Origin of the sequence: Streptomyces sp. NPDC058289 (assembly GCF_042880975.1) — a bacterium.
In the GTDB taxonomy this organism is placed as follows: domain Bacteria; phylum Actinomycetota; class Actinomycetes; order Streptomycetales; family Streptomycetaceae; genus Streptomyces; species Streptomyces stoeckheimensis.
Window position 1 is genome coordinate 12,052 of sequence record NZ_JBHVYI010000020.1, and the last position, 26,969, is coordinate 39,020.

The following is a 26,969-nucleotide window of genomic DNA, read 5'->3' on the forward strand; positions in this document are numbered from 1 at the left end:
GCCGTGCGTGCGTCGTGGAACGGCCGGTGGGTCTGGCGAAGAAGACGTAGATACAAGACACACAGCACCGTGCCGCGGAATAGCGCTGGCACTTTAGGGCGTTTTGCCCGCATTGGGAGGAACGGCATGACAGAGACGGCGAGCAGCTCGGCACGAGGTTCCCGCGCCAAGGGCACCAAGACTGCCAAGAGCGGCCTGCGTATCGAGCGCATCCACACCACCCCGGGCGTGCACCCGTACGACGAGGTGACCTGGGCGCGCCGCGACGTCGTCATGACCAACTGGCGCGACGGCTCGGTCAACTTCGAGCAGTACGGCGTCGAGTTCCCCGACTTCTGGTCGGTGAACGCGGTCAACATCGTCACCAGCAAGTACTTCCGCGGTGCGGTCGGCACCCCGCAGCGCGAGACCGGTCTGAAGCAGCTCATCGACCGGATCGTGAAGACGTACACGAAGGCCGGCGAGGACTTCGACTACTTCACGTCGCCCGCCGACGCGGAGATCTTCGAGCACGAGCTGACCTACGCGCTCCTGCACCAGATCTTCAGCTTCAACTCGCCGGTGTGGTTCAACGTCGGCACGCCCCAGCCGCAGCAGGTCTCCGCCTGCTTCATCCTGGCCGTCGACGACTCCATGGAGTCGATCCTCGACTGGTACAAGGAAGAGGGCATGATCTTCAAGGGCGGCTCCGGCGCCGGCCTGAACCTCTCCCGCATCCGCTCCTCCAAGGAGCTCCTCTCCTCCGGCGGCAACGCCTCCGGCCCGGTCTCCTTCATGCGCGGCGCCGACGCGTCCGCCGGAACGATCAAGTCGGGCGGCGCCACCCGCCGGGCGGCCAAGATGGTCGTCCTGGACGTGGACCACCCGGACGTCGAGGACTTCATCGCGACCAAGGTGAAGGAAGAGGAGAAGATCCGCGCCCTGCGCGACGCGGGCTTCGACATGGACCTGGGCGGCGACGACATCACGTCCGTCCAGTACCAGAACGCCAACAACTCCGTCCGCGTGAACGACGAGTTCATGACGGCCGTCGAGAACGGCACCGAGTTCGGCCTGCGCGCCCGCATGACCGGCGAGGTCATCGAGACGGTCGACGCCAAGTCGCTCTTCCGCAAGCTCGCCGAGGCCGCGTGGGCCTGTGCCGACCCGGGCATCCAGTACGACGGTGTGATCAACAACTGGCACACCTGCCCCGAGTCCGGCCGCATCACCGCGTCCAACCCGTGCAGCGAGTACATGCACCTGGACAACACGTCCTGCAACCTCGCCTCGCTGAACCTGATGAAGTTCCTCGACGACGACGGCAAGGGCAACCAGTCCTTCGACGCCGAGCGCTTCTCCAAGGTCGTCGAGCTGGTCATCACCGCGATGGACATCTCCATCTGCTTCGCGGACTTCCCGACGCAGAAGATCGGCGAGAACACCCGCGCCTTCCGCCAGCTGGGCATCGGCTACGCCAACCTCGGCGCCCTGCTGATGGCCACCGGCCACGCGTACGACTCCGACGGCGGCCGCACCCTCGCCGCGTCGATCACCTCGCTGATGACCGGTACCGCGTACAAGCGCTCCGCCGAGCTGGCCGCGATCGTCGGCCCGTACGACGGCTACGCCCGCAACGCCGAGTCGCACAAGCGCGTCATGAAGCAGCACGCCGACGCCAACGCCGTCGCGCCGCGCACCGAGGACCTGGACAACGTCATCTGGGCCGCGGCCACCGAGGCCTGGCAGGACGTGATCCGCCTCGGCGAGAAGAACGGCTTCCGCAACTCGCAGGCCTCCGTCCTCGCGCCGACCGGCACCATCGGTCTCGCGATGTCCTGTGACACCACCGGTGTCGAGCCGGACCTGGCCCTGGTCAAGTTCAAGAAGCTCGTCGGCGGCGGCTCGATGCAGATCGTCAACGGCACCGTTCCGCAGGCCCTGCGCCGCATGGGCTACCAGGAAGAGCAGATCGAGGCGATCGTCGCCCACATCGCCGAGCACGGCGTGGTCGTCGACGCCCCGGGCCTGAAGCAGGAGCACTACTCGGTCTTCGACTGCGCGATGGGCGAGCGTTCCATCTCCGCGATGGGCCACGTGCGCATGATGGCCGCGATCCAGCCCTGGATCTCCGGCGCGATCTCGAAGACGGTCAACATGCCGGAGACGGCGACCGTCGAGGAGATCGAGGAGATCTACTTCGAGGCGTGGAAGCTGGGCGTCAAGGCGCTCGCGATCTACCGCGACAACTGCAAGGTCGGCCAGCCCCTCTCCGCGAAGAAGAAGGAAGAGGAGAAGGAGGAGGTCACCGCCAAGGCGGAGGACACCATCCGGACGGCCGTCGAGAAGATCATCGAGTACCGCCCGGTCCGCAAGCGCCTCCCGAAGGGCCGCCCGGGGATCACCACCTCCTTCACGGTCGGTGGCGCCGAGGGCTACATGACCGCGAACTCCTACCCGGACGACGGTCTCGGCGAGGTCTTCCTGAAGATGTCCAAGCAGGGTTCGACCCTCGCGGGCATGATGGACGCCTTCTCGATCGCCGTTTCGGTCGGTCTGCAGTACGGCGTCCCGCTGGAGACGTACGTCGCGAAGTTCACGAACATGCGCTTCGAGCCGGCCGGCATGACGGACGACCCGGACGTGCGGATGGCGCAGTCGATCGTCGACTACATCTTCCGTCGCGTGGCGCTCGACTTCCTGCCCTTCGAGACCCGCTCGGCCCTCGGCATCCACTCCGCCGAGGAGCGTCAGCGCCACCTGGACACCGGTTCCTACGAGCCCCTCGACGAGGAGCTCGACACGGAGTCCCTGACCCAGGCGGCCCCGCTCGCCGCGGTCCAGACCGTCCCGGCCACCAAGCCGGTCGCGGTCGTCCCGGCCCCGGCCCCCAAGACGGCGCACTCCAGCGCCGAACTGGTCGAGATGCAGCTCGGCGTCTCCGCCGACGCCCCGCTGTGCTTCTCCTGCGGTACGAAGATGCAGCGCGCCGGCTCCTGCTACATCTGCGAGGGCTGCGGCTCCACCAGCGGCTGCAGCTGATACGGCTGAGGGCTGCCACCGAGTAGCCGAACAGGGCGGGGACCGGCATGTGCCGGTCCCCGCTTTTTCGTGTCCGCTCACGTTGCCGATCATTGGGTGGGGCGCCACCACCGGGGCGCCCGGGGATCTCGGGACGGACGGAGCGGGGAAGCCATGTGGAACGGTGACGAGCTGGACCTGGACGCCTATCTGGCGAGGATCGGCTGGAGCGGCGGGGAACTCCGGCCGGACCTGGCGACGTTGAAGGCAGTGCACCGGGCGCACACCGGTGCGATCACCTTCGAGAGCCTGGACGTGCTGTTCGGCCGCCCCGTCGGGCTGGACGTCAAGACGGTCGAGGACAAGCTCGTGCACGACCGCCGCGGCGGCTACTGCTACGAGCAGAACACCCTGCTGGCCGCCGCCCTGGAGCGGATCGGCTTCGAGGTCTCCGGGCGCGGCGCCCGCAACCGCTCCCGGGGGGACGCCCTGACCGCGGTGACGCACGCCGTGCTCGTCGTCACCGTCGAGGGGGAACCGTGGCTCTGCGACGCCGGGTTCGGCTGGCAGGGGCCGCGGGAGCCCGTGCCGTTGGCGCGCCCCGGCGCCGAAGTGCGCCAGGGGGAGTGGGTGTTCCGCGTCCGGGAGGAAGCGGACGGGGTCCGCGTGCTGTGCGTGCCCCGCGAGGGCGTCTGGAGGGACCTGTACGCCTTCTCCCCGCAGCCCTACCACCCCGTCGACTACGTGGTGCTGAACCACTACAGCTCCTCGCACCCCCGCTCCGCCTTCGTCGGCCGGGTGGTCGTCCAGCGGCAGGGCGACTCCGAGCGCCTGGCCCTCGTAGGGCGGGAGCTGTCGCGCCTGCTCCCCGACGGGCGGACCGAGCGGCGGGAGGTGCCGGCCGGGGAGCTGCTCGCCCTGCTCGGGCGGGAGTTCGGGCTTCGGCTGTCCGAGCGGGACGAGGCGGAACTCCTTCGGATGTACCGCGCCGAGGACTGACCCGGGCCCCGCCGGGCCCGTACGATGGCGCAGTGCTGGTCAAGTGGATTCGCTGCACGGTGACGGACCGACGCGGGTTCGAGCGCGGGCAGCGCAAATGGGCGGGGCTGCCCGGCGAACCCGGATTCCGGGGGCAGGGCGGCGGCTGGAGCCGGGGCCGGCAGGGGGTGGCGCACGTCTTCACCTTCTGGGAGAGCCGTTCCTTCTACGACTCCTTCATGGCCCGCTCCTACGACCGGCTGGCCGCTTCGCAGAACGGCACCTACACCGACGCGCGGGTCACGCTCTTCGACCACCGCTTCGACGTGAAGACCGGCTTCGAACCGCGCTTCACCGACGCTGACGTCGTCCGGGTCGCCCACACCCGGGTGCGGGAAGGTCGCGTGGACCATTTCGCGCTCATGCAGGAGAAGGTCTGGAACCCGGCCATGGCGGGCTCGCCCGGCATGGTCCGGGGCCTCTTCGGCGAGGCTCCCGGCCGCGAGTTCCTGGTGCTGTCGATGTGGCACGCGGCGGCCGAACACGGCAAGTACCGGCAGGAGCGCGTCGAAAGGCTGTCGCTGCGCGCCCAGATCCAGGCCGACGTGGAGGCCCTCACCGGGGACGTCGTCGACCTCGAACCGTCCTGGACGGTGTGACCGGGCCTGTCTGACGACCCGACTGTATGGTCGCCGCCGGCCCGACCGGCGAGCCCGGTCGATGTGCCCGGCGGTGGCCGAATAGGGTCGTGGAATGGTTCGACCACGGCGCATCGTCCTTGTCCGGCACGGGGAATCGGAAGGCAATGCCGATGACACGTTGTACGAGCGGGAGCCCGACCACGCCCTCCGGCTGACCCGCACCGGGCGCGAGCAGGCGGCGGAGGCCGGCGTGCGCCTGCGCGAGCTCTTCGGGGACGAGCACGTCAGCGCGTACGTCTCCCCGTACCGCCGGACCCTGCAGACCTTCCGCGAGCTGCGCCTGGACCCGACGCGCGTACGGATGCGCGAGGAGCCGAGGCTGCGCGAGCAGGACTGGGGGAACTGGCAGGAGCGGGAGGACGTACGGCTGCAGAAGGCCTACCGGGACGCGTACGGGCACTTCTTCTACCGCTTCGCGCAAGGGGAGTCGGGCGCGGACGTGTACGACCGGGTCGGGGCCTTCCTGGAGAGCCTCTACCGCAGCTTCGAGGCCCCGGACCATCCCGAGAACGTGCTGCTCGTGACGCACGGCCTGACGATGAGGCTGTTCTGCATGCGCTGGTTCCACTGGTCCGTTGCCGAGTTCGAGGCCCTCTCCAACCCGGGGAACGGTGAGTACCGGGTGCTCCTGCTGGGCTCCGACGGCCGGTACCGGATGGACCGCCCGTTTGAGCGGTGGACCACACCCGAGCCTTACGACCTGGACGGCTAGAGTGACGCGCGATGACCTCTGACTCCTCTCCCGAAGGGCGCTACGCACGCGCCATGGCCAGCCTCCGGGGGCTGGCCCTGGGCGACGCACTGGGTTCCCAGTACTTCGTCCCCGTGAACTACCCGCTGCTCAAGCGGCGCGAGCTGCCCGGCGGCAGCGATCCGTGGCAGTGGACCGACGACACCGAGATGGCCTGCTCGGTGGTGGCCGTGCTCGCCGGGCACGGCCGGGTGGACCAGGACGCGCTGGCCGCCTCCTTCGCCCACCACCACGACTTCGACCGCGGCTACGGTCCCGCCGTGAACCGGATGCTGCGCCTGATCCGCGAGGGCGCGGACTGGCGCACGCTCGCCGCGGAACTGTTCAACGGGCAGGGTTCCTGGGGTAACGGCGCGGCCATGCGGGTCGCCCCGCTGGGCGCCTGGTACGCCGACGACCCGGAGCAGGCCACCCACCAGGCGGAGATCTCCGCCTACACCACCCACCAGCACCGCGAAGCGGTGTGCGGCGCGATGGCCGTGGCCGCCGCGGCCGCGCTGGCGGCCGATCCGGCCGGGCCGCCGAAGGCCGCCGACCTGCTGGACGGGGTGATCGCGCTCGTTCCGCGGAGCGCGGTGGGCGCCGGGGTGCGGCGGGCGCGCGACATGCTCGACTACGGCGACGCGACCACCGTCGCCGCCGTACTGGGCTGCGGCCGGCGCACCAGCGCGCACGACACGGTGCCGTTCGCCCTGTGGTCGGCGGCGCGGGGCCTGGACGACTACGAGCGGGCCTTCTGGACCACCGCCCAGGTCGGCGGAGACGTGGACACCACCTGCGCGATCGTCGGCGGAGTGCTGGGCGCACGCGGGGACGCGGTGCTGCCGCAGGCCTGGCTGGCCCGGACCGAGGCACTGCCGGCCTGGCTGCCGGAGTCGGCGGAGTAGCAGGGTGGCGCGGTAGCGGCGGTCCGTGCCGGTTCGTACCCCTCCGTTTGTCACGGTCCTGCCACAGGCATCTTTTGAGCCTGTTCAAAACTGCATCTGACCGGCCTACCCTGTCGGCTTCGCCACCCCCGCCTGTCGGCCGGGGAGGCCGACAGGGGAGGGGAACCCGATGTCAGCAGGGAACACCGGCGCGGACAACGCCGAGACGGCGGACGCCGCGGGCACGGGGGCCGACGCAGGGTCCGCACCAGGCGCGCCCGCACCAGCCGCGCCCGCGCCACCCGCGCCCACGCCACCCGCGCCGCCCGGGTGGGATCCCAAGGCCTGGCAGGCCCACCAGGTGCGCAAGGAGCGCGCCGCCTCCGGCGCCTGGTCGATGGCCCCGCTCGCCTGGGCCGAGGCCGCGCGCCCGGCCGCCGTCGGACCGGTACCGGCCGTCGTGCTGGGCGCCGTGCTCGCCTCCGGCATCGCCGTCTCCCTGCTCCTCGGCGAGGGGCTGGGCCCGGGTCTGCTCCTCGCGGTCCTGCCGGCGCTCGTCGCCGCCTGCGCGGCCGCCCGTGGGGCCGGCCGCACGCTGCGCCCCTGGACCGCGCTCTGGGCGCTCGGCTGTCTCGCGCTGCTCGCCGTGCCCGCCCTGCGCGCCTCCGCCTGGCCGGCCGTGACGGCCCTGTTCGCGGCCCTCCTGACGGGCGCCCTGGCCCTGCACGGCAGCCGCAGTTGGCCCGGCATCCTGCTCGGCCCGGTCGGTCTCCTGGACTCCACCGTCCTCGGGGTGCGTTGGGTCTGGAGCGGCCTGCGCTCGCGCGGCGAAGGGCGCCGGGAGCGCTGGCTGCCGGTGGCGAAGGCCGTCGTGGTGGCCGTGGTCCTGCTGGCGCTCTTCGGCACCCTGTTCGCCTCCGCCGACGCCGCGTTCGCCGACCTGCTGAGCGGGCTGACCCCCGACGTCAGCGGCATGGGCGGCCCGGTCCGCTTCCTGCTCTTCGCCGTGGGCCTCCTCGTCGCGATCGCCGTCGCCCGCGCGGCCGCCGCCCCCTCCCGCTGGGACCGGATCGAGGTGCGCCCGGGGAAGGCGCGCTCGCGGGTGGAGTGGGCCCTTCCGCTCATCGTGCTGAACCTGCTCTTCGCCGCGTTCAACGCCGTCCAGCTCACCGTCCTCTTCGGCGGCTACCGCAAGGTCCTGGAGGCCACCGGCCTCACCTACGCCGCGTACGCGCGCCAGGGCTTCTGGCAGCTGCTCTGGGCCACCCTGCTCACCCTCGCCGTCATCGCGCTCGCCCTGCGCTGGGCCCCGCGCGACGGAGCCGGCGACCGGCGGTTGGTGCGCGTCGTGCTCGGCACGCTCTGCGCGCTCACCCTCGTGGTCGTCGCCTCGGCGCTGCGCCGCATGGACCTGTACGTGGACGCGTACGGGCTGACCAGGCTGCGCCTGTCGGTGGCCGGTGTGGAGCTGTGGCTCGGGCTGGTCATCGTACTGATCATGGTCGGCGGGCTGTTCGGCGCCCGCTGGCTGCCCCGCGCGGTCGCGGGGAGCGCCGTGGCCGCCGTACTGGTCTTCGGGCTGATGTCCCCGGACAGGGTGATCGCGGAGGGCAACGTCACGCGGTACGAACAGGACGGCAAGATCGACCTGGCCTACTTCCAGTCGCTGTCGGCGGACGCGGTACCCGCCCTGGACCGGTTGCCCGAGCCCCAGCGCTCCTGCGCCCTGCGCGGGATCGCCAGGGAGCTGGCGGCGGCGGGCCGGAGGCCCTGGTACGCGACGAGCCTGGGGGAGCGCCGGGCCCGGGAGATCCTGAGCGAGCGCGAGGTGAGCGCCTCGTACGAGCAGTGCAAGGGCCTGGGGACCTTCGGGAGCCGGATCGAGTACTAGGCCGGAAGCGACGGCCCGGGCAGGCGAGGGGCCCGGCGCGGAAGTTTCCCGCGCCGGGCCCCTCGTACGGGACTGCGTGCCGTACGGGGCTGCGTGCTCAGGCGGCCGGACCGGCCTTCGCGGAGGCTCCGTTCAGGGCCTCCAGGTCGCTCGCGCGCACGCGGATCACCAGCAGCGCGGTGAGGAGCGCGATCCCCGCCATGACCACGGCGGCGATGAAGGCGGTGGCGATGCCCCGGGTGAGGACGAGGTCTCCCCAGGGGTCGGGCAGCCGGCCCGTCTGCAGGAACGCCTCCAGTTGTCCCTGGCCGGCGTGCGCTTGGAAGTCCGGGACCTGTCGGGCGGCCTCGTTGCGGCCGGCGGTGCCGAAGACGGTGACCAGGATGGACAGTCCGAGCGAGCCGCCGACCTGCTGGCTCGCGTTGAGCAGTCCGGAGGCCGCGCCCGCTTCCTGCGGGGCCACTCCGGAGACGGCGGTGAGGGTGAGGGTGACGAAGTTGAGGCCCATGCCGAAGCCGAACAGCAGCATCGGGCCCAGTACCCCGGAGAGGTAGGAAGTGTCGGTCTCGATGAAGGACAGCCAGGTCAGGCCGGCGCCGGTGAGGGCGGACCCGGTGACCATGAACGGCTTGGGGCCGAAACGCGGCAGGAGGCGCTGCGAAAGTCCGGCGGCGATGATGATGGCGGCCGTGATGGGCAGGAAGCCGATGCCGGACCTGATCGGGGAGAAGCCCAGCACGTTCTGCACGAACTGGACGATGAAGAAGAACATGCCGAACATCGCGGCGGCCAGGCTGAGCATGATCACGTAGGTGCCGGTGCGGTTGCGCGCGGCGAACATGCGCAGCGGGGTGATCGGATCGGCTGCCCGGGACTCGACGAGCACGAAGGCCGCGAGCAGGAGGACGGCCACGCCGAACGAGCCGATGGTCACGCCGTCGCGCCAGCCGTCCTGGGAAGCGCGGATGAACCCGTAGACGAGCGCGGTCATGCCACCGGTGGAGGTGAGCGCTCCGGCGATGTCGAAGCGGCCGGGGTGGCGCTCGGACTCGTTGATGTAGAGCGGGGTCAGGAAGGCGATCAGCAGCCCGATCGGCACGTTGACGAAGAAGACCCAGCGCCAGTCGAGCCACTCGGTGAGCATGCCGCCGGCCAGCAGGCCGATGGCGCCGCCGCCCGCCGAGACGGCGGCGAACACGCCGAAGGCGCGGTTGCGGGCGGGCCCCTCGGCGAAGGTCGTGGTGATCAGGGCGAGGGAGGTCGGCGAGGCGATGGCGCCGCCGACGCCCTGGAGGGCGCGGGCGGCGAGCAACTGCCAGGACTCCTCGGCGAATCCGCCGAGCAAGGAGGCCAGGGTGAAGAGCAGGATGCCGGTCAGGAAGACGCGGCGGCGGCCCAAGATGTCGCCGGCGCGGCCGCCGAGCAGCAGCAGACCGCCGAAGGCGAGCGTGTAGGCGCTGATCACCCAGGACAGGTCGGTGGTGGAGATGGCCAGGTCGGTCTGGATGTGCGGGAGTGCGATGTTCACGATCGTCGCGTCGAGGACGACCATGAGCTGGCAGGCGGCGATGACGGTGAGCGCCACTCCCGGGCGCCCCCCTCGGCGGGCCGCGGCCGGTATCCGGAGTGTGGAGAGCTGAGGAGTTGTCACTGTGGGTCCCCCCAAGTGCAATAGTGAACGCAATCGTTCACGGCGGTTCCACGGTAGGGAGACAGTCTTAGTGAACGCAAGCGTTCACTAAGACTGAAAATCCGTGCGACGGACGCATGAGCCGGTCGGAGGTAACGGGAGTGGTGGGTTCACGCCGGCCGGCGGCGACCCCGGGGCGCAGGCGCGGACCCGAACTCGAACGGGCGATTCTCGACGCCGCGTTGGAGCAGCTGAGCACCACGGGCTGGAACGCCCTCACGATGGAGGGCGTCGCCTCGGGAGCGCAGACGGGCAAGGCCGCGCTGTACCGCCGCTGGCCCTCGAAGGCGGACCTGGTGGCCGAGGCGCTGCGGACGCGGCTGCCGCCGCTCGGCCGGATCCCGGACCTGGGGTCGGCGCGCGAGGACCTGTTCGCGCTGTGCGTGCGGATGCGGGACGTCATGCGGTCGCGGGCCGGGCAGGCGCTGAGGACGGTGCTTCACGAGTGCGATCACACCCATGCGGAGCGCTTCCGCGACCTGGTCCGGGCCGGCCTGTACGAACCGGCACACGGGTTGATCGGCGAGCTGGTGCGACGTGGAATCGAGCGGGGGGACGTCCGGTCGGACGCGACCGGTCCGCTGCTCGTCGAGGTCATCCCCGCGCTGATGATGTACCGCGCGAAGGTGTGCGGGAGCGAATGGGTGGACACGGAAATCGCCGAGATGATCGACGGGGTGATGGTCCCGCTGCTCAGGGTGTGAGACGGGGCGGGGCGGGTGGCGCGGCGCCGAGGTGACCGGGGCGCGGCCGGGAGGGGGCGGCGGCGCGGCGGGGAGGGGGCGGGGTGTGCAGGCGGCCCGGGGCGGCGTAACCTTGCTGGCGCCATGCCGTACGAAGCACCCACTCACACCGTCGAACGCTCCCTCCGAGCGACCACCGGCGCCAAGGTCATCGCCGGGGTCGACGAAGTCGGACGAGGGGCCTGGGCCGGTCCCGTCACCGTCTGCGCGGCGATCACCGGCCTGCGCCGGCCGCCCGCGGGACTCACCGACTCCAAACTGCTCACCGTCAAGCGCCGTGACGCGCTCGTCGGCGTCCTGGAGGACTGGGTCACGGCCTACGCCCTGGGCCACTCGTCCCCCGAGGAGATCGACGAGCTCGGGATGACCGCCGCCCTGCGCCTCGCCGCGGTGCGCGCCCTGGAGGCGCTGCCCGTGCGGCCCGACGCGGTGATACTCGACGGCAAGCACGACTACCTCGGTGCACCCTGGCAGGTCCGGACGGTGATCAAGGGCGACCAGTCCTGCGTCGCCGTCGCCGCGGCCTCGGTGATCGCCAAGGTCCGGCGCGACCGGATGATGGCCGAGATCGGCGAACAGGGCGGCGGAATCCAGGACTTCGCTTTCGCCGCCAACGCCGGATATCCCTCGCCCGTGCACCGGGCGGCACTGGAGGAGCAGGGTCCGACGGCGTACCACCGGCTCTCCTGGTCCTACCTCGACGCGCTGCCCCGCTGGAGCCACCTCAAGAAGGTGCGCCGCAGCGAGGAATCGATGGAACTGGAAAACGGAGGCCAACTCGGCTTCGATTTCTGATCGCACACACGTGCCACCAACCGGTACGTTTCGCACCGGTGTTTGATGAATATCAGCTCATGCCTCTCACCCCCGCCCCCGAGGAGCCTCAGATTCACGAGAGTGCCCAGGGTCCCCGCGTCACGCCGGCCGCGAGCCGCAGCGCGCAGACCCCCCGCCCCGTACCCGGCCCGCGTCCCGCACCCCGGCCCGCGCCGCCCGCCCCGCGGAAACCGCAGGCCACCCCCGTTCCCGTAGCCGCCACCGCACCTTCGGTCTCGGCGGCCGTCCCGCAGGTCCAACTGATCCCGGCATCCGCCGAGGGTGCGCTGGACGCGGCCGAAGAGGCCGTGGACCTGTTGCTCGACACCGGGCGGGCGCCCGGTGACATCCTGGTGCTCACCACCGGCGACCCGCACCCGTGGGCCGCGCACGAGCTGTCCTTCGGCGAGGCCGCGTACTGGGCCCTGCACGATGCCGGGGACGACGTCTTCTACGCGGACGCGGCGCAGGTGCAGCGCGCGGCCGGCCGTCCCGTCGTGGTCTTCGCGGCCAACGGCGGATCCGTCGAGGCGGCCGCCGGAGCCCTGCCGGACGCGCTCGCGCGAGCCGGTGCGCTCCTCATCGTGTGCGGCGAGCCGCAGCAGATCAACTCCGTGCTGGGCGCGGGCGTCTGACGCCCCGTACTCCCGCACCGTCGAGGGGCGGGGCGGGCCGATGGCCGGCCCTGCCGAAGTCCGAGGCCTGACCAGCCGTACGCCCGTTCCGGGTGTACGGCCGTTGGTCGTTCCCGGGTACGCGGCCCTGCGCGCTCCGTGCGTCCGACGGGCCGGGCCGGGCCGTGCGTGCGGCGGTACGGACTCAGCGTGCGGCGGTGCGGCGCAGGGCCTCCGTGGCTCCGCCGCCGCTGCGCAGGGAGAGCGGCGCGAACTCGGACGGCACATCGCCGAGGCGCTCCGGCCGGGACTCCGAGCTGGGGCTCCGGCCGCCGCGGCCTTCGCCCAGCACCTGCCAGCCGCCCCGGGTCAGCGTGATGTACGCCCCGCAGCGCAGCCCGTGCAGGGTGCAGGCGTCCCGCAGCCCCCACATCCAGGCCCCGTCCTCCTCGGTCCAGCGCTCGTCGCCGTCGCGGCAGAACAGCAGCACGGCGGTCCGTACCGGGGTCCGTCGCCGCAGGTCGTGCGGAATGACCCGGCGCAGCCGGGAGAGCAGGGCGTTGCGGTACTCCCAGCCGTCGACCGCGGTGGAGCGCTGCACGAAGGAGGCGCTGGCCACGAGCCGCTCCTCGGGCCCGAGCACGGCGATCACCGCCGTGGACGGGCCGGGACTGTGTCGTGAATGCAGTCCGCTGACGACCTCGCGCGGATTGCGCAGCAGGGGGATACCCGACGCCGTCCACTCGGAGGGTTCCAACAGTCTGCCGTGCCGGCCGGCGCCGCCGGCGGCCATGGTCAGGGACGTGGTCGAGGGCGGGGTGAATCCGAAGGTCACGGTCCTCCCTTCGGGTACACGCCCGCGTACGGGCACAGCTGGAGTGCGGGCGCGCCGCGGCGCGGCCCAGGAGAGCGCCGTCGAGCCGAGCGGGAGCAAGACAATTCTCGCGTGGCCCGTGAGCATGCGGCAACGAGCAATTGGAGCCGCGGACCGGAATTCGCCGGTATGCCGTTCATATCCTTGCCCCGCCACGCCGAAGATGACTCATTCGGTCAGGGCCGGAGCGCACGCACCAGGGGAAACACCTCCTCGGCGGCCGGTCCGGCGCAGGGGTCGCGCGGCGAGGCGGACGGGTGGTGGGCCGCACGTCACGCTGGGTGAATTGGCCGATTGTCCTAGGCATCGGGTTGCATGGGGGCATGGACAACCTGGAGCTCCGCGCTGAAGCCGATGCCATCCTCGCTGAGCTGGTCGGTGCCCCGGGGGGCTCGGCGCGGCTGCGGGAGGACCAGTGGCAGGCGGTGTCGGCCCTGGTGGAGGAGCGCCGGCGGGCGCTGGTGGTGCAGCGCACGGGGTGGGGCAAGTCGGCCGTGTACTTCGTGGCGACGGCTCTGCTGCGCCGCCGCGGCGCGGGCCCGACGGTGATCATCTCGCCGCTCCTGGCGCTGATGCGCAACCAGGTCGATGCCGCGGCGCGGGCCGGGATCCAGGCGCGGACGATCAACTCGGCCAACCCGGAGGAGTGGGAGACGATCTACGGGGAGGTCGAGCGGGGCGAGACCGACGTGCTCCTCGTGAGCCCGGAGCGCCTCAACTCGGTGGACTTCCGGGAGCAGGTGCTGCCCAAGCTCGCGGCCACGACCGGCCTGCTGGTGGTCGACGAGGCCCACTGCATCTCCGACTGGGGGCACGACTTCCGCCCCGACTACCGCCGGCTGCGCACCATGCTCGCCGAGCTCGCCCCCGGCGTGCCCGTGCTCGCGACCACCGCGACGGCCAACGCACGGGTCACTGCGGACGTGGCCGAGCAGCTGGGCACGGGAGGCGGGGGCGCTCTGGTCCTGCGCGGCCCGCTCGACCGGGAGAGCCTGCGGCTGGGCGTACTGGAGCTGCCGAACGCGGCGCACCGGCTGGCGTGGCTGGGGGAGCGGCTGGGGGACCTGCCGGGCTCGGGGATCATCTACACGCTGACGGTGGCGGCCGCCGAGGAGGTCGCGGCGTTCCTGCGGCAGCGCGGGTATCCGGTGGCCTCCTACACGGGGAAGACGGAGAACGCCGATCGGCTGCAGGCCGAGGAGGACCTGCTCGCGAACCGGGTGAAGGCGCTGGTGGCGACCTCCGCGCTGGGCATGGGCTTCGACAAGCCGGACCTGGGGTTCGTGGTGCACCTGGGCTCACCCTCGTCCCCGATCGCCTACTACCAGCAGGTGGGCCGCGCGGGGCGCGGCGTGGACCACGCCGACGTGCTGCTGCTGCCGGGGCGGGAGGACGAGGCGATCTGGGCGTACTTCGCTTCGGTCGGCTTCCCGCCCGAGGAGCAGGTCCGGCGGACCCTGGACGTGCTGGAGCAGGCGGGCCGTCCGCTGTCGCTGCCGGCGCTGGAGCCGCTGGTGGATCTTCGGCGGTCGCGGCTGGAGACGATGCTCAAGGTCCTGGACGTGGACGGTGCGGTCAAGCGCGTGAAGGGCGGCTGGACCTCCACCGGGCAGCCGTGGGCCTACGACGCGCAGCGGTACGAGTGGGTGGCCCGGCAGCGGCAGGCCGAGCAGCAGGCCATGCGGGACTACGTGGCGACCACGGGGTGCCGGATGGAGTTCCTGCAGCGGCAGCTCGACGACGAGAAGGCGACCCCCTGCGGCCGCTGCGACTCCTGCGCCGGACCCTGGCTCGACCCCGCCGTGTCCCACGGTGCCCTCGACGAGGCGACCGGTGAGCTGGACCGCCCGGGGGTCGAGGTCGAGCCCCGACGCATGTGGCCCTCGGGCATGCCCGCGGTCGGCGTCGACCTGAAGGGCCGCATCCCCGTGGGCCAGCAGGCGGCCACGGGACGCGCGCTGGGCCGGCTGTCGGACATCGGCTGGGGCAACCGGCTGCGCCCGCTCCTGTCGGAGCAGGCCGCGGACGGCCCGGTTCCGGGCGACGTGCTGGCGGCCGTGGTGACGGTGGTGGCCGACTGGGCCCGTTCGCCGGGCGGCTGGGCCGGTGGTGCGATGGCCCGGCCCGTGGGGATCGTGGCCGTGCCCTCCCGCTCCCGCCCGCAGCTGGTGGGCTCGCTCGCCGAGGGGCTGGCCCGTGTCGGCCGGCTCCCGCTGCTGGGCAGCCTCGCCTACACCCCGCAGGCCGGCGAGTACGGCGCGCACCGCAGCAACTCCGCCCAGCGGCTGCGCGCCCTGGCCGCCTCGTTCGCCGTCCCCGACGAACTCGCCGCCGCCCTGGCCGCCACCCCCGGGCCGGTCCTGCTCGTCGACGACTACGCCGATTCCGGCTGGACCCTGGCCGTGGGCGCACGCCTCCTGCGCCAGAGCGGGGCCGACATGGTGCTCCCCCTGACCCTTGCCCTGGCGGGCTGAGAGACCCCGGCGCCCGCAGCCTCGTAGGGCCGGACCTGCCCGGCGGCCACCCCCGGCCGCCGGGCAGGTGTAGAGCCCGTTAATACGGGAGTCCGTGGCAACCGTTTGCCAAGTCAAGAACGGACCGGGCTTCGTAGGATCCTCGCAGGAGGGTCGAGCCTTCTGTGCCGACAATGCCGACGGGCCGTTCTTGGGCGCCGGACTATATACGGGGGTAAGCCGGGGTCATGGCAATGAAATTGCTCATGGAGAGTCGCAGTCTGAAGGCCATGGTCAACGGTGTCATACCGGCCCAGCCTGAAGACATCGTGGGCGAACAGATCCTGCGGGACATCCTCGGGGGTGAGCCGGATCAAGGATTGCTCGACTTCACGGCCGATGCCGGCGGAAACTCTCGATTGCTTGCCGAATGCGCGACCGGACTCGTGGAGGAAGGGCTCGTAAAGGAGCACGGCGGAACGGTCGGGCTGACGGAACGCAGGGTCCCGGGCCGTGTGGTGGCGTTCGTGAAGCGACTGCTCGGTGATCTCAGCACGGACTGTCAGCGATTCCTCAAGGTCGGGGCGGTCTTGGGCAGGTCCTTCATGCTGGAGGACGTTTCCAGAATGCTGGACAAATCCGCGGCCAGCCTGCTTTCGTCCTTGGATGAAGCGATTTCCTCGGGTTTCGTCGTCGCGGCGGAACATCAACTCGTATTCCAGAGCGATTTCCTCCTGACGGGGGTCATCGAGTCGATTCCCGCTCCCGCTCGGGGTGCGTTGCAGCGCGAGGCGATGGGCCACTCCAGGAGGCACGCGCAGTCGCTTGACCGGCAGTTCTGGGTGGCCGGGCACCCGCTGTGGATGGCCGACCGTCCGGCCGACCCGCCCCGAGAGGCCGCGGGCGATTCGGGCGAGGTCCACTCGGGCGAGGTCTACTCGAAGTCCCACGGCCTGATCATGGACGGCAAGGCGACAGCCGGAATCCGCACGGCGGAGCGCGTTCTCTCCGGCTCCACGAGTTCGGCTTCCGCCCGGCTCGATGCGGAAGCCTCCGTGATCCTGGGGTACTCCCTGCTCGGCATGGAAGAGGCGGAGAAGCGCTCCGCCAGGATCTTGAGGGAACAGGGAGCCGGGCCGGGTGACGTTGCCGGGCTGATGGCGCTGACGGCGCTCTCCAACGCCCGCTGGCGTGCGGGGGAGTTGGGTGAGGGGCTCAGCCTGGGCCGGGCCGCGGTGCGGTACAGCGACGGCGTGGATCCCGTGTGGCGCCTTCACTTCCGGCTGGCGCTGGCCGGGAAGCTCGCGAACCTGCGCGAATTCGACAAGGCCGAGTCGCTGATCAACGAGGCGGAAGCCGGCCTGCACGAACTGGGCACCCGCGTCTGGGACGCCGCGCCCGCGGCGATGCGGGCCCGGCTGTTCCTCCAGGCGGGACGCGTCGGAGATGCCCGCCGCCAAGCGGAGCTGGCGACCACCGCGGTCGACCGGGACGCGGTTCCCATGCTCCGGCCCCTTGCGTACTCGGTGCTCAGCACCATCCTCCTCTACAAGGGGGATCTACCGGCGGCGACCGAGTACTTGAATCGGGTGCAGGGCGAGTTCGAGACGGATCAGGCGGTCCTCTACTCTCCGCAGTACGCCTGGACGGACGTGCGCATCGCGGTAAAGAGGGAGGGTCCGAGGGCGGCCGTCGAGCTGTTCGCCGACAAATACAGCCACCTGCCGACGCAGCGGAGCCTGTACATCGAGGATCCGGCTGCCGCCGCGTTCCTGGTCCGCCTTGCGCTGGACGTCGGTGACACCGACCTCAAGAACAGCGTTCTCGAAACGGTGGACGGCCTCGCGGGCGACAACCCCGGCATTTCCGTGCTCGGCCTCAGTGCCCTGCATGCGAACGCCTTGGTGAGTGGCGATCCGGCCGTACTGTCGCGCATCATCGCGCAGTCGCCGGACCCGCTCTCGGTCGCACTCGCCACGGAGGAACTCGCCAAGATCTACGGTGCGAAGGCCGATCCTTCGCAGGTGAAGACCGAAGAAGTGACGTCACCGCTCAATTCCGCGTGCTGGTCCGGTCTTTCCGACACGGAGCGGCGCATCGCGTATCTGGTGAGCGCGGGGATGACGAACCAGCAGATCGCGAAACGGGTCCACCTGTCGGCGCACACGGTGAATTACCACCTCAGGAAGATCTACCGGAAGCTGAACATCAACACCCGCGTCGAACTGGCGCGCGGAGCCGCGAGCTATTCGAGTAGGGCCGCCATCTATTCGATCGAAGCCGAGTAGAACTCGGGCTCTCACCTCGACTGCACGGGGGCCGCGGCGTAGGCAGGATTCCGGGCCGGCCCCGCGTGTCGGGTGGGCAGCCAGCGGGTCAGGGCCGAGCCCACCGACATGCCGCCGCCGAAGCCGGTGAGCAGGACCACGTCTCCGTCGGCGAGGGATCCGTCGCGGTGGGCGAGGTCGAGGGTGATGGGTACGGAGGCCGCGCCGGTGTTGCCGTAGGACTCCAGGGCCAGGTGGAAGCTGGCCTCGGGCAGTCCGAGCGAGGGCCAGACCTCCCGGAGCATCACCGCGTTCGCCTGGTGGGCGACGACGTGGCGTACCTCGCGCGGGTCCAGCCCCACGCCGGCCAGCAGGTCTCCGACGGCCCCGGGCAGGTTGTCCTGCACGAACTCGCGGACCCGTCGGCCGTCCATCCGGAAGTACTGCAGGCCCTCGTCCAGCGTCCGGACGCTGGTCGGGGTCCGGCTGCCGCCGGCCGGCACGCTGATCAGCTCGTGCTGGTCGCCCCGGGTGAGCAGCGAAGTGGCGAATATGCCGCGGTCGTTCGGGGCCGGGCCGAGGACGACGGCCCCGGCGCCGTCACCGAACAGAATGGCGGTCCGGCGGTCGGAGTAGTCGAGGATCCGGGAGTAGATGTCCGCGCCGATGACCAGTCCGTAGCGTTCGCCCGGCTCGGTACAGAGCATCCGCTCGGCGACCGTCAGCGCGTACACGAAACCGCTGCACACCGCGTTCAGGTCGAAGGCCGCCGCGTTCACCGCCCCGAGCCGGTGCTGGACGATGCTCGCCGTGGACGGCTGCGGGTGATCGGGCGTGGACGTGGCAACGACGATGTACGCGAGCTCCTCGGGGCCGACACCCGCTTGTTCGAGAGCCCGGACGGCAGCCGCCGCGGCGAGGTCGGAAGTGGCCTGACCGGGATCCGCCCGGCGCCGGCTCCGAATGCCGGTCTTGCGGACGATCCATTCGTCCGTGACCCCGGCCCGTTCGGCGATCTCGTCGTTGGAGACTTCGGTCGGTGGGAGGTACGCGCCGGTACCGAGTATTCCGATGGATCGGATGGATCGGATGGTGACTCCCGTGGTGAGGGGGCGGTTCGAATGACTGCCCGGCGTGGAGAGCGCGTGTTCACGGCCCGTCAATGGATTCATGACCGCACCTGTGTTGTCCGGACCATCAGTCGAGCAGTCGGCTCATCGTGACACGACATGCTCCCGTATTTTCCCGACGCAGAATGTCTCACTCGGTTGGGTGGGATCCTGACCGTGCGAACCCCACTCCTACTAGTGGCACTACTCGGTTGAGTAGTGGGCAAGTTGACGCCTCGTGGATAACATCGAAGCATGCTGATCACGTATGGGGTGGCTTAGGGCCATGGATGGGCTTCTGCAGATCTCGGCGAGGCCCATGTGTATTCGGAAAGTGCTGACGGCCCGGATTCGAGTGACGTGATCTCGATGAATTCGTGCACATGTGAGTGCAAGTACGAGATTGATTATGAGAGCGACCGTCACCTCGACCGGGAGATGAGAGCATGACCGTCAGTTATCTCGGGACAGCCGTCGATACGACTGCCATCGACGCCGTGATCAGTGACTTCTTCGGCCAGCGCCGAGCCGAAGCCGACGCGCTCGGCCAGGACTTCGCGGCCGTGGTCGCCGAGCTGGAGAACTACGTTCTGCACGGCGGAAAGCGTGTCCGGCCGGTCTTCGCCTGGCTGGGCTGGATCGGTGCCGGCGGAGACCAGGACGATCCGGGCGCCACAGCGGTGCTGACCGCCTGCGCGGGGCTCGAACTGCTGCACGCGTCGGCCCTGATACACGACGACATCATCGATGCGTCCGACACCCGCCGCGGTCGTCCCGCCGCACACGTGGCCCTGGCCGCACGGCATCGGACCCGGCGCTTCTCCGGCGACCCCGAGGCCTTCGGTACCGGAACCGCCATCCTGGTCGGGGACTTGGCCCAGACGTGGTCCGACGTCATGGTCCGCGCATCGGGGCTGTCGGCAAAAGCGCAGGCCCGGGTCGGGCCGGTGTGGTCCGCGGTGCGCTCGGAGGTCCTGTACGGCCAGCTGCTCGACGTGATCAACCAGGCGAGCGACGACGAGAGCGTCGACGCGGCCCTGCGCGTCAACCAGTACAAGACGGCCTCCTACACGGTGGAGCGACCGCTGCAATTCGGTGCCGCGATCGCCGGCGCGGGGGCGGACCTCGTCGCTGCCTACGGGGAGTTCGGGGCGGACATCGGGATCGCGTTCCAGCTCCGGGACGACCTCCTGGGCGTGTTCGGCGACCCGACCGTGACGGGAAAGCCCTCGGGCGACGACCTTCGAGAGGGAAAGCGAACGGTGCTGCTCGCGACGGCGCTCAAGCAAGCGGATGAATGCGATCCGGAGGCGGCGAGGTTCCTCAGGGAGAAGATAGGAACCGATCTCTCCGAGAACGAGATCGACGCCCTGCGGGACATCTTCGTCCATGTCGGCGCCGTGGATCAGATCGAGCGCCAGATCGCGCACCGGACCGACCGGGCCATGGGCGTACTGGAATCCAGCAGCGCCACCGCCCCCGCAAAAGATCAGCTCGCCGCGATGGCGATCAAAGCTACGCAGCGAGCTCGATGATGACACTGACGAATGCGCAGACTTTCGCCGACCGTGCCGTCTCCGCAGGTGATATGGACCTCGAGGACGGCCGGATCGGATGGGGGCGAGCTCACGCAAAGGCCATTCTGCTCGGCGAGCACGCCGTCGTTTACGGCGCTCCGGCGCTTGCCATTCCGGTTCCGCAATTGTCGGTGACCGCGACCGCCAGGCGTTTGCGGTGTTCCGACGAAGGCGCGGACGGGATCTCCTTCGCCATGGCGGGTCCGGGGTCCGGGGTGGTCACGCCGCTTGCCGCGGACGGCCTGCGGTGCCTGCTCCCGGACTTCAAGGCGATCGCGGGTGTCGACGGTCACGTGTGTGTCGACGTGGTCATCGACTGCGCGATCCCGCAGGGCCGTGGGTTGGGCTCCAGCGCCGCCTGCGCCCGGGCGGCCGTGCTGGCCCTGGCGGACCTCTTCGACCGCCGGCTGGACGCCCGCGAGGTGTTCGATCTCGTGCAGGCTTCGGAGAAGGTGGCGCACGGCAGGTCGAGCGGCATCGACGCGCTCGCCACCGGCGCGACGTCTCCCCTCCTCTTCCGCTCCGGCGCTGCCCGGGAACTGCCCGTCGCCATGCCGGGGTACGCCCCTGGGCATTCCGCCGCCCATCCCCCCGAGCGGACTGACGGCGACGCCGATGAGGGTCTGCCCTACGCGTTCGACGGGCTGTTCGTCCTCGCGGACAGCGGGGTCAGTGGCAGTACCAAGGAAGCGGTCGAGCTGCTGTGGCGGAAGTTCGAGCGCAGCGCAGAAACGCAGGCCGACTTCATCCGCGGCGCCTCGCGCCTGACCCGCGCCGCCGCACGAGACCTCGCGCACGGCCGAACGAGCGACTTCGGCGCGCGCATGACAGAAAACCACAGGCTGCTGCACGAGTTGGGGCTCAGTACGGACCGGATCGACGGGCTGGTCGACGCCGCTCTCGCGGCCGGCAGCCTGGGCGCCAAGATCAGCGGCGGCGGGCTGGGCGGCTGCGTGATCGCGCTGGCCGCAGAGCCGCGCCAGGCAGAGGCGACCGTGCGGAGCCTCCACGAAGCCGGCGCCGTCCGTACCTGGATAGTCCCGATGGGAAGGTTTGCAAACCATGACGATTGACCACAACTTGGGACTGGCGGAGCATGCGGAACAGGCGGAATTCGCGGAGCTGACAGGACCGACGGGGCCGCAGGAGGGCCTACTCGGCCACGGGTCGACCGCCGTCGCCCATCCCAACATCGCGCTGATCAAGTACTGGGGCAAGCGCGACGAGCGACTCGTCATCCCGTACGTCGACAGCCTGTCGATGACCCTGGACGTCTTCCCGACGAACACCACCGTCCGGCTCGACCCCGAGGCGCAGGCCGACAGCGTCATCCTCGACGGAAGGCCCGCGGAGGGTGAGCCGCGCCGGCGCGTCGTCCTCTTCCTGGACCTGGTACGGGAATGGGCCGGGCGCACCGAACGGGCCGCCGTCGACACCCGCAACGCCGTCCCCACCGGGGCGGGACTGGCCTCATCGGCGAGCGGGTTCGCCGCCCTGGCCGTGGCCGCCACCGCCGCGTACGGGCTGGACCTCGACCCGACCGCGCTCTCCCGCCTCGCCCGGCGCGGCTCCGCGTCGGCCTCCCGGTCGATATTCGGCGGCTTCGCCCTGTGCCACGCGGGCCAGGGCGTCGGCGAGGCCGCGGACCTCAGCTCCTACGCCGAGCCGGTGCCCCTCCCCGACTTCGACCCCGCCCTGGTGGTCGCCCTGGTCAACGCCGGCCCCAAGGCCGTGTCCAGCCGGGCGGCGATGCGCCGGACCGTCGAGACCTCGCCGCTCTACCAAGCCTGGGCGACGTCGAGCAAGGGCGACCTGACCGACATGCGCGCGGCGCTGCTCCGCGGCGACCTCGAAGCGGTGGGGGAGATCGCGGAGCGCAACGCCCTCGGCATGCACGCGACCATGCTGGCCGCGCGGCCGGCGGTGCGCTACCTGTCACCCGCCACGGTGGCCGTACTCGACGGCGTCCTGCAGCTCCGCAAGGACGGCGTGGCGGCCTACGCGACCATGGACGCCGGGCCGAACGTCAAGGTGCTCTGCCACCCCGAGGCGGCGCCCCGGGTCGCCGAAACGCTGCTCGCGGCCGCCCCCGGATGCTCGGTGCTCACCGCCCGGCGCGGGCCGGGAGCACGGCTGCGGACGGCGGACGAGCGGTGACCGGTACGAGAACCGTGACCCGGCACGCGCCGGGCAAACTGTTCATCGTCGGCGAGTACGCGGTGGTGCAGCCGGGCCACCCGGCGATCCTCGCAGCCGTCGACCGGCAGGTCGGCGTCACCGTATCGGCAGCCCACGGCGGCGGCGGCCGCGTCGCCGACGTAGAGATCGATTCCGACCTCTGCCCGGGAGGGGCGCGACTGCGCCGGGGTGACGGCGGGCTCGCCGCACTCGGCGCGGACGACGAACAGCGGGTGCGGGACGGTCTCACCCACGTGGTGTCGGCGATCGAAGTGGTCGACGCGCTGCTGGCCGAGCAGGGACTGTCCGCACCACCCGTCCGCCTTTCGATCAGCAGTGGCCTGCACCACGAGGGAACCAAGCTCGGCCTGGGATCGAGCGGCGCGGTGACGGTCGCCTCGGTGTCCGCGGTGGCCGCGTACTACGGCGTGGAGCTGTCGCACGAGGAGCGGTTCCGGCTCGCGATGCTCGCGACGGCGCGGCTCGACGCCCGTTCCTCCGGCGGGGATCTCGCCGCGAGCGTATGGGGCGGGTGGATCGAGTACCACGCGCCCGATCGGGCCGCCGTACTCGACCTGGTGCAGCGCCGGGGCATCGAGCAGTCGCTCCGTACGCCGTGGCCGGGGTTCGGGCTGCGACGGCTGCCGTCGCCCGCCGGCCTGGCGGTCGAAGTGGGCTGGACCGGCCGGCCGGCCAGCACCGCTTCCCTGGTCGGGACCCTCGGACGGCGCGCGTGGCAGGGCAGCGCGTCCCAACGGAGCTTCGTGGAACGCAGCGACACGTGTGTGCGCGCCTCGGTCGACGCACTCGAGCGGGGCGACGGCCCCGAGTTGCTCCGGCAGGTCCGGGGCGCCCGCCGGATGCTCGCCGAACTGGACGAAGAGGTCCGGCTCGGAATCTTCACCACCACATTGACCGCGCTGTGCGATGCCGCCGAGACCGTCGGCGGCGCGGGGAAACCGTCGGGTGCCGGGGGCGGCGACTGCGGCATCGCGCTGCTGGACGCCACGGAGGAAGAGCAGATCTCGCAGCTGCGGAAGGGATGGGCCGCCGCAGGGGTGCTCCCCGTGCCGATTCATCTCCAGTCGACGAAAGGGAGCGCAGCATGATCGCTGAGCGCAAGGACGACCACGTGCGGTTCGCCGCCGAGCAACAACGCCACCTGGGCGGACACAACCAGTTCGACGAGGTGTCCTTCGTCCACCACGCCCTGGCCGGCATCGACCGCTCCGACGCGTCGCTGGTCACGCGGTTCGGCGGCATGGAATGGAAGGTGCCGCTGTACATCAACGCGATGACCGGCGGCAGCGCGAGGACCGGCGCGATCAACCGGGATCTGGCGATCGCCGCCCGGGAGACCGGCGTGCCCATCGCGACCGGCTCCATGAGCGCGTACTTCGCCGACGAGGCCGTGGCCGACACCTTCAGCGTGCTGCGCAGCGAGAACCCGGACGGGTTCGTCATGGCGAACATCAACGCCAACGCCTCCGTGGAGAAGGCCCGGCGGGCCGTGGACCTGTTGCAGGCGGACGCCCTGCAGATCCACCTCAACGTCATCCAGGAAACGGTCATGCCGGAGGGAGACCGCTCCTTCTCCTCCTGGGGACCGCAGATCGAGAAGATCGCGGACGGAGTCGGACCCGACGTACCGGTGATCGTGAAGGAAGTCGGCTTCGGGCTGAGCCGCGAAACCATATCGGCGCTGAGCGACATGGGCGTGCGCGTGGCCGACGTCGCCGGCCGCGGCGGCACGGACTTCGCGCGCATCGAGAACGACCGGCGCAAGCACGCCGACTACGCCTACCTCAACGGCTGGGGCCAGTCCGCCCCCGCCTGCCTGCTGGACTCCCAGAACGCCGCCATCCCGGTGCTGGCATCCGGCGGGGTCCGCAACCCGCTCGACGTGGTGCGCGGACTGGCGCTCGGCGCCGCCGCCGTAGGCGTGTCCGGAGGATTCCTGCGGACCGTTCTCGACGGCGGCCCGTCCGCCCTGATCACGCAGATCACCAGCTGGCTCGACCAGGTGGAAGCCCTGATGACCGCGCTGGGCGCGCGCACCCCGGCCGATCTGAGCCGGTGCGACGTACTCGTCCACGGCGACCTGCGCGCGTTCTGCGCCGACCGGGGGATCGACACCCGCCGGCTGGCCACCCGCTCCCGCTCCCACGACACCGCTCACGAAACGGTTGGAGACATCCGATGAACGACACGCACGCGGTCGCCGGCGTTCCCATGAAATGGGTAGGCCCCCTGAGGATCTCGGGGAACGTCGCGAACGTCGAGACAGAGGTCCCGCTCGCCACGTACGAGTCGCCCCTGTGGCCCTCCGTCAACCGCGGGGCGAAGATCTCCAGGCTGGTCGAGCAGGGCATCGTCGCCACCCTCATCGACGAGCGGATGACGCGCTCGGTGCTCGTCACGGCCAAGGACGCGCAGACCGCGTACCTGGCGGCGCTCGAGGTCGACGCCCGGTTCGACGAGCTGCGCGCCGTCGTCCGCACCTGCGGCCGCTTCGTCGAACTGATCGGGTTCCGCCACGAGATCGTGGCCAACCTGCTCTTCCTGCGGTTCGAGTTCAGCACCGGCGACGCCTCCGGGCACAACATGGCGACGCTGGCCGCGGACGCGCTCCTGAAGCACATCCTCGGTGCCATTCCGGGGATCGAGTACGGCTCGATCTCCGCGAACTACTGCACCGACAAGAAGGCGACCGCGATCAACGGCATCCTCGGCCGTGGCAAGAACGTGGTCACCGAACTGCTCGTCCCGCGCGAGATCGTCCGCGACGTGCTGCACACCTCGGCCGCCGCAATAGCCGAGCTGAACGTGCGCAAGAACCTGATCGGCACCCTGCTCGCCGGCGGAATCCGATCGGCCAACGCCCATTACGCGAACATGCTGCTCGGGTTCTACCTGGCGACGGGCCAGGACGCGGCCAACATCGTCGAAGGCTCCCAGGGCGTGACCGTGGCCGAGGACCGGGACGGCGACCTGTACTTCTCCTGCACCCTGCCGAACCTGATCGTCGGAACGGTCGGCAACGGAAAGGGACTCGACTTCGTCGAGGAGAACCTGACGCGCCTGGGCTGCCGCGAGGAGCGCGAGCCCGGCGAGAACGCACGGCGGCTCGCGGTCATGATCGCGGCGACGGTGCTGTGCGGTGAGCTCTCCCTCATGGCGGCGCAGACCAATCCGGGCGAACTCATGCGGGCGCACGTCGCACTGGAGCGCACGAACTCGACCACGAAGATCGGACGGTAGAGATGCCCAGGGACCTCTCGGTCGGAATCCACGACCTTTCCTTCGCCACGGGCCAGCTCGTCCTGACCCACGAGACACTCGCCGCCCACAACGGCACCGAGCTGGGCAAGTACCACGTGGGCATCGGCCAGCGTTCGATGAGCGTGACCGCCGCCGATGAGGACATCGTGACGATGGGGGCCGCCGCTGCCGCCCCCATCCTCGCCCGGCACGGCGCCGACCGGATCCGTACGGTCGTCTTCGCCACGGAGTCGTCCGTCGACCAGGCGAAGGCGGCCGGCATCCACGTGCACTCGCTGCTGTCGATGCCCTCCGCCACCCGCGTCGTCGAGCTCAAGCAGGCCTGCTACGGCGGGACCGCGGCCCTGCAGTTCGCCATCGGCCTCGTCCACCGCGATCCCTCGCAGCAGGTCCTCGTGATCGCCAGTGACGTATCGAAGTACGAGCTGGACAAGCCGGGCGAGGCCACCCAGGGGGCCGCGGCGGTGGCCATGCTGATCAGTGCGGACCCCGCTCTGGTGCGCATCGAGGAACCGTCGGGGGTGTTCACCGCCGACATCATGGACTTCTGGCGGCCGAACTATCTCAGCACCGCCCTGGTCGACGGGAAGGAATCCGTCTCCGCCTACCTGCAGGCGATGGACGGTGCGTGGAAGGACTACACCGAGCAAGGCGGCCGTGCGTTCCAGGAGTTCGCGGCGTTCTGCTACCACCAGCCGTTCACGAAGATGGCCTACAAGGCTCACCGGGCCCTGCTCGAGAGCTGCGGGCGGGAAGTCGACGAGGCCGAGGTCATCCGCGCCGTCGGCCAGACGACGGCCTACAACGAGGACATCGGCAACAGCTACACCGCATCCGTGTACCTCGGGCTGGCCGCGCTGCTCGACAACGCCGACGATCTGACCGGCCGGCCCATCGGCCTGCTCAGCTACGGGTCCGGCAGCGTCGCCGAGTTCTTCGCCGGAATCCCCGTACCGGGCTACCGCTCGCACCTGCGGTCCGAGCAGCACCGCGAGGCGATCGCCCGGCGCCGGGACATCGGTTACGCCGACTACCGGGAACGCCACGAGCAGGCCTTTCCGGTCGACGGCGGAGACCACCCCGCGCCGAGGGAAACCACCGGGCCGTACCGGCTGGCCGGGCTGTTCGGGCACAAGCGGGTCTACGAGCCGCGCTAACAGGTTGTCGCGCCGGCAGGTC

General features: G+C 70.8%; 21 protein-coding genes. 18 read left to right on the forward strand and 3 right to left on the reverse strand.

Features of this window, described 5'->3' with window-relative positions:
• Positions 1-126: 126 nt before the first annotated feature.
• From ACFVX6_RS12915 to ACFVX6_RS12940, 6 genes are all read left to right on the forward strand, one after another.
• Positions 127-3,021, forward strand: coding sequence for a vitamin B12-dependent ribonucleotide reductase (locus ACFVX6_RS12915; protein ID WP_389690698.1), 2,895 nt, complete (start codon positions 127-129; stop codon positions 3,019-3,021).
• A 153-nt stretch (positions 3,022-3,174) separates the two neighbouring features.
• A complete protein-coding gene (locus ACFVX6_RS12920) occupies positions 3,175-3,999 on the forward strand; it encodes an arylamine N-acetyltransferase (RefSeq protein WP_389690700.1) in 825 nt (274 codons plus the stop codon).
• 32 nt (positions 4,000-4,031) lie between these two features.
• Positions 4,032-4,637 (forward strand): YdbC family protein, encoded by a 606-nt coding sequence (locus tag ACFVX6_RS12925; protein ID WP_389690702.1) that lies wholly within the window; start codon positions 4,032-4,034, stop codon positions 4,635-4,637.
• A gap of 94 nt (positions 4,638-4,731) precedes the next feature.
• Positions 4,732-5,391: a histidine phosphatase family protein gene (locus ACFVX6_RS12930; protein WP_389690704.1), complete on the forward strand. Its 660-nt coding sequence runs from the start codon at positions 4,732-4,734 to the stop codon at positions 5,389-5,391.
• Positions 5,392-5,402: 11 nt separating this feature from the next.
• Entirely contained in the window at positions 5,403-6,317 is a 915-nt protein-coding gene (locus ACFVX6_RS12935; protein ID WP_389690706.1) for an ADP-ribosylglycohydrolase family protein, read from the forward strand.
• A gap of 169 nt (positions 6,318-6,486) precedes the next feature.
• The gene (locus tag ACFVX6_RS12940; RefSeq protein WP_389690708.1) at positions 6,487-8,187 is read left to right on the forward strand and encodes a DUF4173 domain-containing protein; all 1,701 of its coding nucleotides are present in this window, start codon (positions 6,487-6,489) and stop codon (positions 8,185-8,187) included.
• Positions 8,188-8,284: 97 nt separating this feature from the next.
• On the opposite strand, the gene ACFVX6_RS12945 is transcribed toward ACFVX6_RS12940, so the two are convergent.
• The gene (locus ACFVX6_RS12945; protein ID WP_389690710.1) at positions 8,285-9,838 is read right to left on the reverse strand and encodes an MFS transporter; all 1,554 of its coding nucleotides are present in this window, start codon (positions 9,836-9,838) and stop codon (positions 8,285-8,287) included.
• Positions 9,839-9,978: 140 nt separating this feature from the next.
• Here ACFVX6_RS12945 and ACFVX6_RS12950 point away from each other — a divergent pair, with 140 nt between their 5' ends.
• From ACFVX6_RS12950 to ACFVX6_RS12960, 3 genes are all read left to right on the forward strand, one after another.
• Positions 9,979-10,581 carry a TetR/AcrR family transcriptional regulator gene (locus ACFVX6_RS12950; protein WP_389690712.1) on the forward strand — a complete coding sequence of 201 codons (603 nt, stop codon included), beginning with the start codon at positions 9,979-9,981 and terminating at the stop codon, positions 10,579-10,581.
• A gap of 123 nt (positions 10,582-10,704) precedes the next feature.
• Entirely contained in the window at positions 10,705-11,415 is a 711-nt protein-coding gene (locus tag ACFVX6_RS12955) for a ribonuclease HII (protein ID WP_389690714.1), read from the forward strand.
• Between the two features lie 59 nt (positions 11,416-11,474).
• The gene (locus tag ACFVX6_RS12960; protein WP_389690716.1) at positions 11,475-12,071 is read left to right on the forward strand and encodes a hypothetical protein; all 597 of its coding nucleotides are present in this window, start codon (positions 11,475-11,477) and stop codon (positions 12,069-12,071) included.
• A gap of 184 nt (positions 12,072-12,255) precedes the next feature.
• Here the strand turns inward: ACFVX6_RS12960 and ACFVX6_RS12965 are convergent, their stop codons facing one another.
• On the reverse strand, positions 12,256-12,885 hold the full coding sequence (locus ACFVX6_RS12965) for a hypothetical protein (RefSeq protein ID WP_389690718.1): 630 nt from the start codon (positions 12,883-12,885) through the stop codon (positions 12,256-12,258).
• Between the two features lie 362 nt (positions 12,886-13,247).
• Between ACFVX6_RS12965 and ACFVX6_RS12970 the strand changes: the two genes are divergently transcribed.
• Positions 13,248-15,398 (forward strand): RecQ family ATP-dependent DNA helicase, encoded by a 2,151-nt coding sequence (locus ACFVX6_RS12970; RefSeq protein WP_389690720.1) that lies wholly within the window; start codon positions 13,248-13,250, stop codon positions 15,396-15,398.
• Between the two features lie 227 nt (positions 15,399-15,625).
• Complete coding sequence (locus tag ACFVX6_RS12975) at positions 15,626-17,665, forward strand: LuxR C-terminal-related transcriptional regulator (RefSeq protein ID WP_389690722.1); 2,040 nt, start codon at positions 15,626-15,628, stop codon at positions 17,663-17,665.
• Positions 17,666-17,676: 11 nt separating this feature from the next.
• Here ACFVX6_RS12975 and ACFVX6_RS12980 read toward each other — a convergent pair whose 3' ends face one another.
• Positions 17,677-18,816 (reverse strand): 3-oxoacyl-ACP synthase III family protein, encoded by a 1,140-nt coding sequence (locus ACFVX6_RS12980; protein WP_389690724.1) that lies wholly within the window; start codon positions 18,814-18,816, stop codon positions 17,677-17,679.
• A 383-nt stretch (positions 18,817-19,199) separates the two neighbouring features.
• Here ACFVX6_RS12980 and ACFVX6_RS12985 point away from each other — a divergent pair, with 383 nt between their 5' ends.
• The 7 genes from ACFVX6_RS12985 to ACFVX6_RS13015 are packed head-to-tail and all read left to right on the forward strand — an operon-like array spanning position 19,200 to position 26,947.
• A complete protein-coding gene (locus ACFVX6_RS12985; protein WP_389690726.1) occupies positions 19,200-20,288 on the forward strand; it encodes a polyprenyl synthetase family protein in 1,089 nt (362 codons plus the stop codon).
• A complete protein-coding gene (mvk, locus tag ACFVX6_RS12990; protein ID WP_389690728.1) occupies positions 20,285-21,403 on the forward strand; it encodes a mevalonate kinase in 1,119 nt (372 codons plus the stop codon). Before ACFVX6_RS12985 ends, mvk begins: the two co-directional genes overlap by 4 nt.
• Positions 21,393-22,487 carry a diphosphomevalonate decarboxylase gene (gene mvaD / locus ACFVX6_RS12995; RefSeq protein WP_389690730.1) on the forward strand — a complete coding sequence of 365 codons (1,095 nt, stop codon included), beginning with the start codon at positions 21,393-21,395 and terminating at the stop codon, positions 22,485-22,487. Before mvk ends, mvaD begins: the two co-directional genes overlap by 11 nt.
• Entirely contained in the window at positions 22,484-23,617 is a 1,134-nt protein-coding gene (locus ACFVX6_RS13000; RefSeq protein WP_389690732.1) for a phosphomevalonate kinase, read from the forward strand. The genes mvaD and ACFVX6_RS13000 overlap by 4 nt, the downstream gene beginning before the upstream one ends.
• Entirely contained in the window at positions 23,614-24,711 is a 1,098-nt protein-coding gene (fni, locus tag ACFVX6_RS13005) for a type 2 isopentenyl-diphosphate Delta-isomerase (protein WP_389690734.1), read from the forward strand. The genes ACFVX6_RS13000 and fni overlap by 4 nt, the downstream gene beginning before the upstream one ends.
• Complete coding sequence (locus tag ACFVX6_RS13010) at positions 24,708-25,769, forward strand: hydroxymethylglutaryl-CoA reductase (RefSeq protein WP_389690736.1); 1,062 nt, start codon at positions 24,708-24,710, stop codon at positions 25,767-25,769. The genes fni and ACFVX6_RS13010 overlap by 4 nt, the downstream gene beginning before the upstream one ends.
• 2 nt (positions 25,770-25,771) lie before the next feature.
• A complete protein-coding gene (locus ACFVX6_RS13015; RefSeq protein ID WP_389690738.1) occupies positions 25,772-26,947 on the forward strand; it encodes a hydroxymethylglutaryl-CoA synthase in 1,176 nt (391 codons plus the stop codon).
• Positions 26,948-26,969: the final 22 nt, after the last annotated feature.

Excerpts from the sequence above, each read along its gene's own strand:
- mvaD (WP_389690730.1), top strand. The coding sequence starts at position 21,393 with ATGACGATTGACCACAACTTGGGACTGGCGGAGCATGCGGAACAGGCG.
- ACFVX6_RS12930 (WP_389690704.1), top strand. The coding sequence starts at position 4,732 with ATGGTTCGACCACGGCGCATCGTCCTTGTCCGGCACGGGGAATCGGAA.
- ACFVX6_RS12960 (WP_389690716.1), top strand. The coding sequence starts at position 11,475 with ATGCCTCTCACCCCCGCCCCCGAGGAGCCTCAGATTCACGAGAGTGCC.
- ACFVX6_RS12955 (WP_389690714.1), top strand. The coding sequence starts at position 10,705 with ATGCCGTACGAAGCACCCACTCACACCGTCGAACGCTCCCTCCGAGCG.
- ACFVX6_RS12935 (WP_389690706.1), top strand. The coding sequence starts at position 5,403 with ATGACCTCTGACTCCTCTCCCGAAGGGCGCTACGCACGCGCCATGGCC.
- ACFVX6_RS12985 (WP_389690726.1), top strand. The coding sequence starts at position 19,200 with ATGACCGTCAGTTATCTCGGGACAGCCGTCGATACGACTGCCATCGAC.
- ACFVX6_RS12940 (WP_389690708.1), top strand. The coding sequence starts at position 6,487 with ATGTCAGCAGGGAACACCGGCGCGGACAACGCCGAGACGGCGGACGCC.
- mvk (WP_389690728.1), top strand. The coding sequence starts at position 20,285 with ATGATGACACTGACGAATGCGCAGACTTTCGCCGACCGTGCCGTCTCC.
- ACFVX6_RS12970 (WP_389690720.1), top strand. The coding sequence starts at position 13,248 with ATGGACAACCTGGAGCTCCGCGCTGAAGCCGATGCCATCCTCGCTGAG.
- fni (WP_389690734.1), top strand. The coding sequence starts at position 23,614 with ATGATCGCTGAGCGCAAGGACGACCACGTGCGGTTCGCCGCCGAGCAA.
- ACFVX6_RS12980 (WP_389690724.1), bottom strand. The coding sequence starts at position 18,816 with ATGAATCCATTGACGGGCCGTGAACACGCGCTCTCCACGCCGGGCAGT.
- ACFVX6_RS13010 (WP_389690736.1), top strand. The coding sequence starts at position 24,708 with ATGAACGACACGCACGCGGTCGCCGGCGTTCCCATGAAATGGGTAGGC.
- ACFVX6_RS12915 (WP_389690698.1), top strand. The coding sequence starts at position 127 with ATGACAGAGACGGCGAGCAGCTCGGCACGAGGTTCCCGCGCCAAGGGC.
- ACFVX6_RS12975 (WP_389690722.1), top strand. The coding sequence starts at position 15,626 with ATGGCAATGAAATTGCTCATGGAGAGTCGCAGTCTGAAGGCCATGGTC.
- ACFVX6_RS12920 (WP_389690700.1), top strand. The coding sequence starts at position 3,175 with ATGTGGAACGGTGACGAGCTGGACCTGGACGCCTATCTGGCGAGGATC.
- ACFVX6_RS13015 (WP_389690738.1), top strand. The coding sequence starts at position 25,772 with ATGCCCAGGGACCTCTCGGTCGGAATCCACGACCTTTCCTTCGCCACG.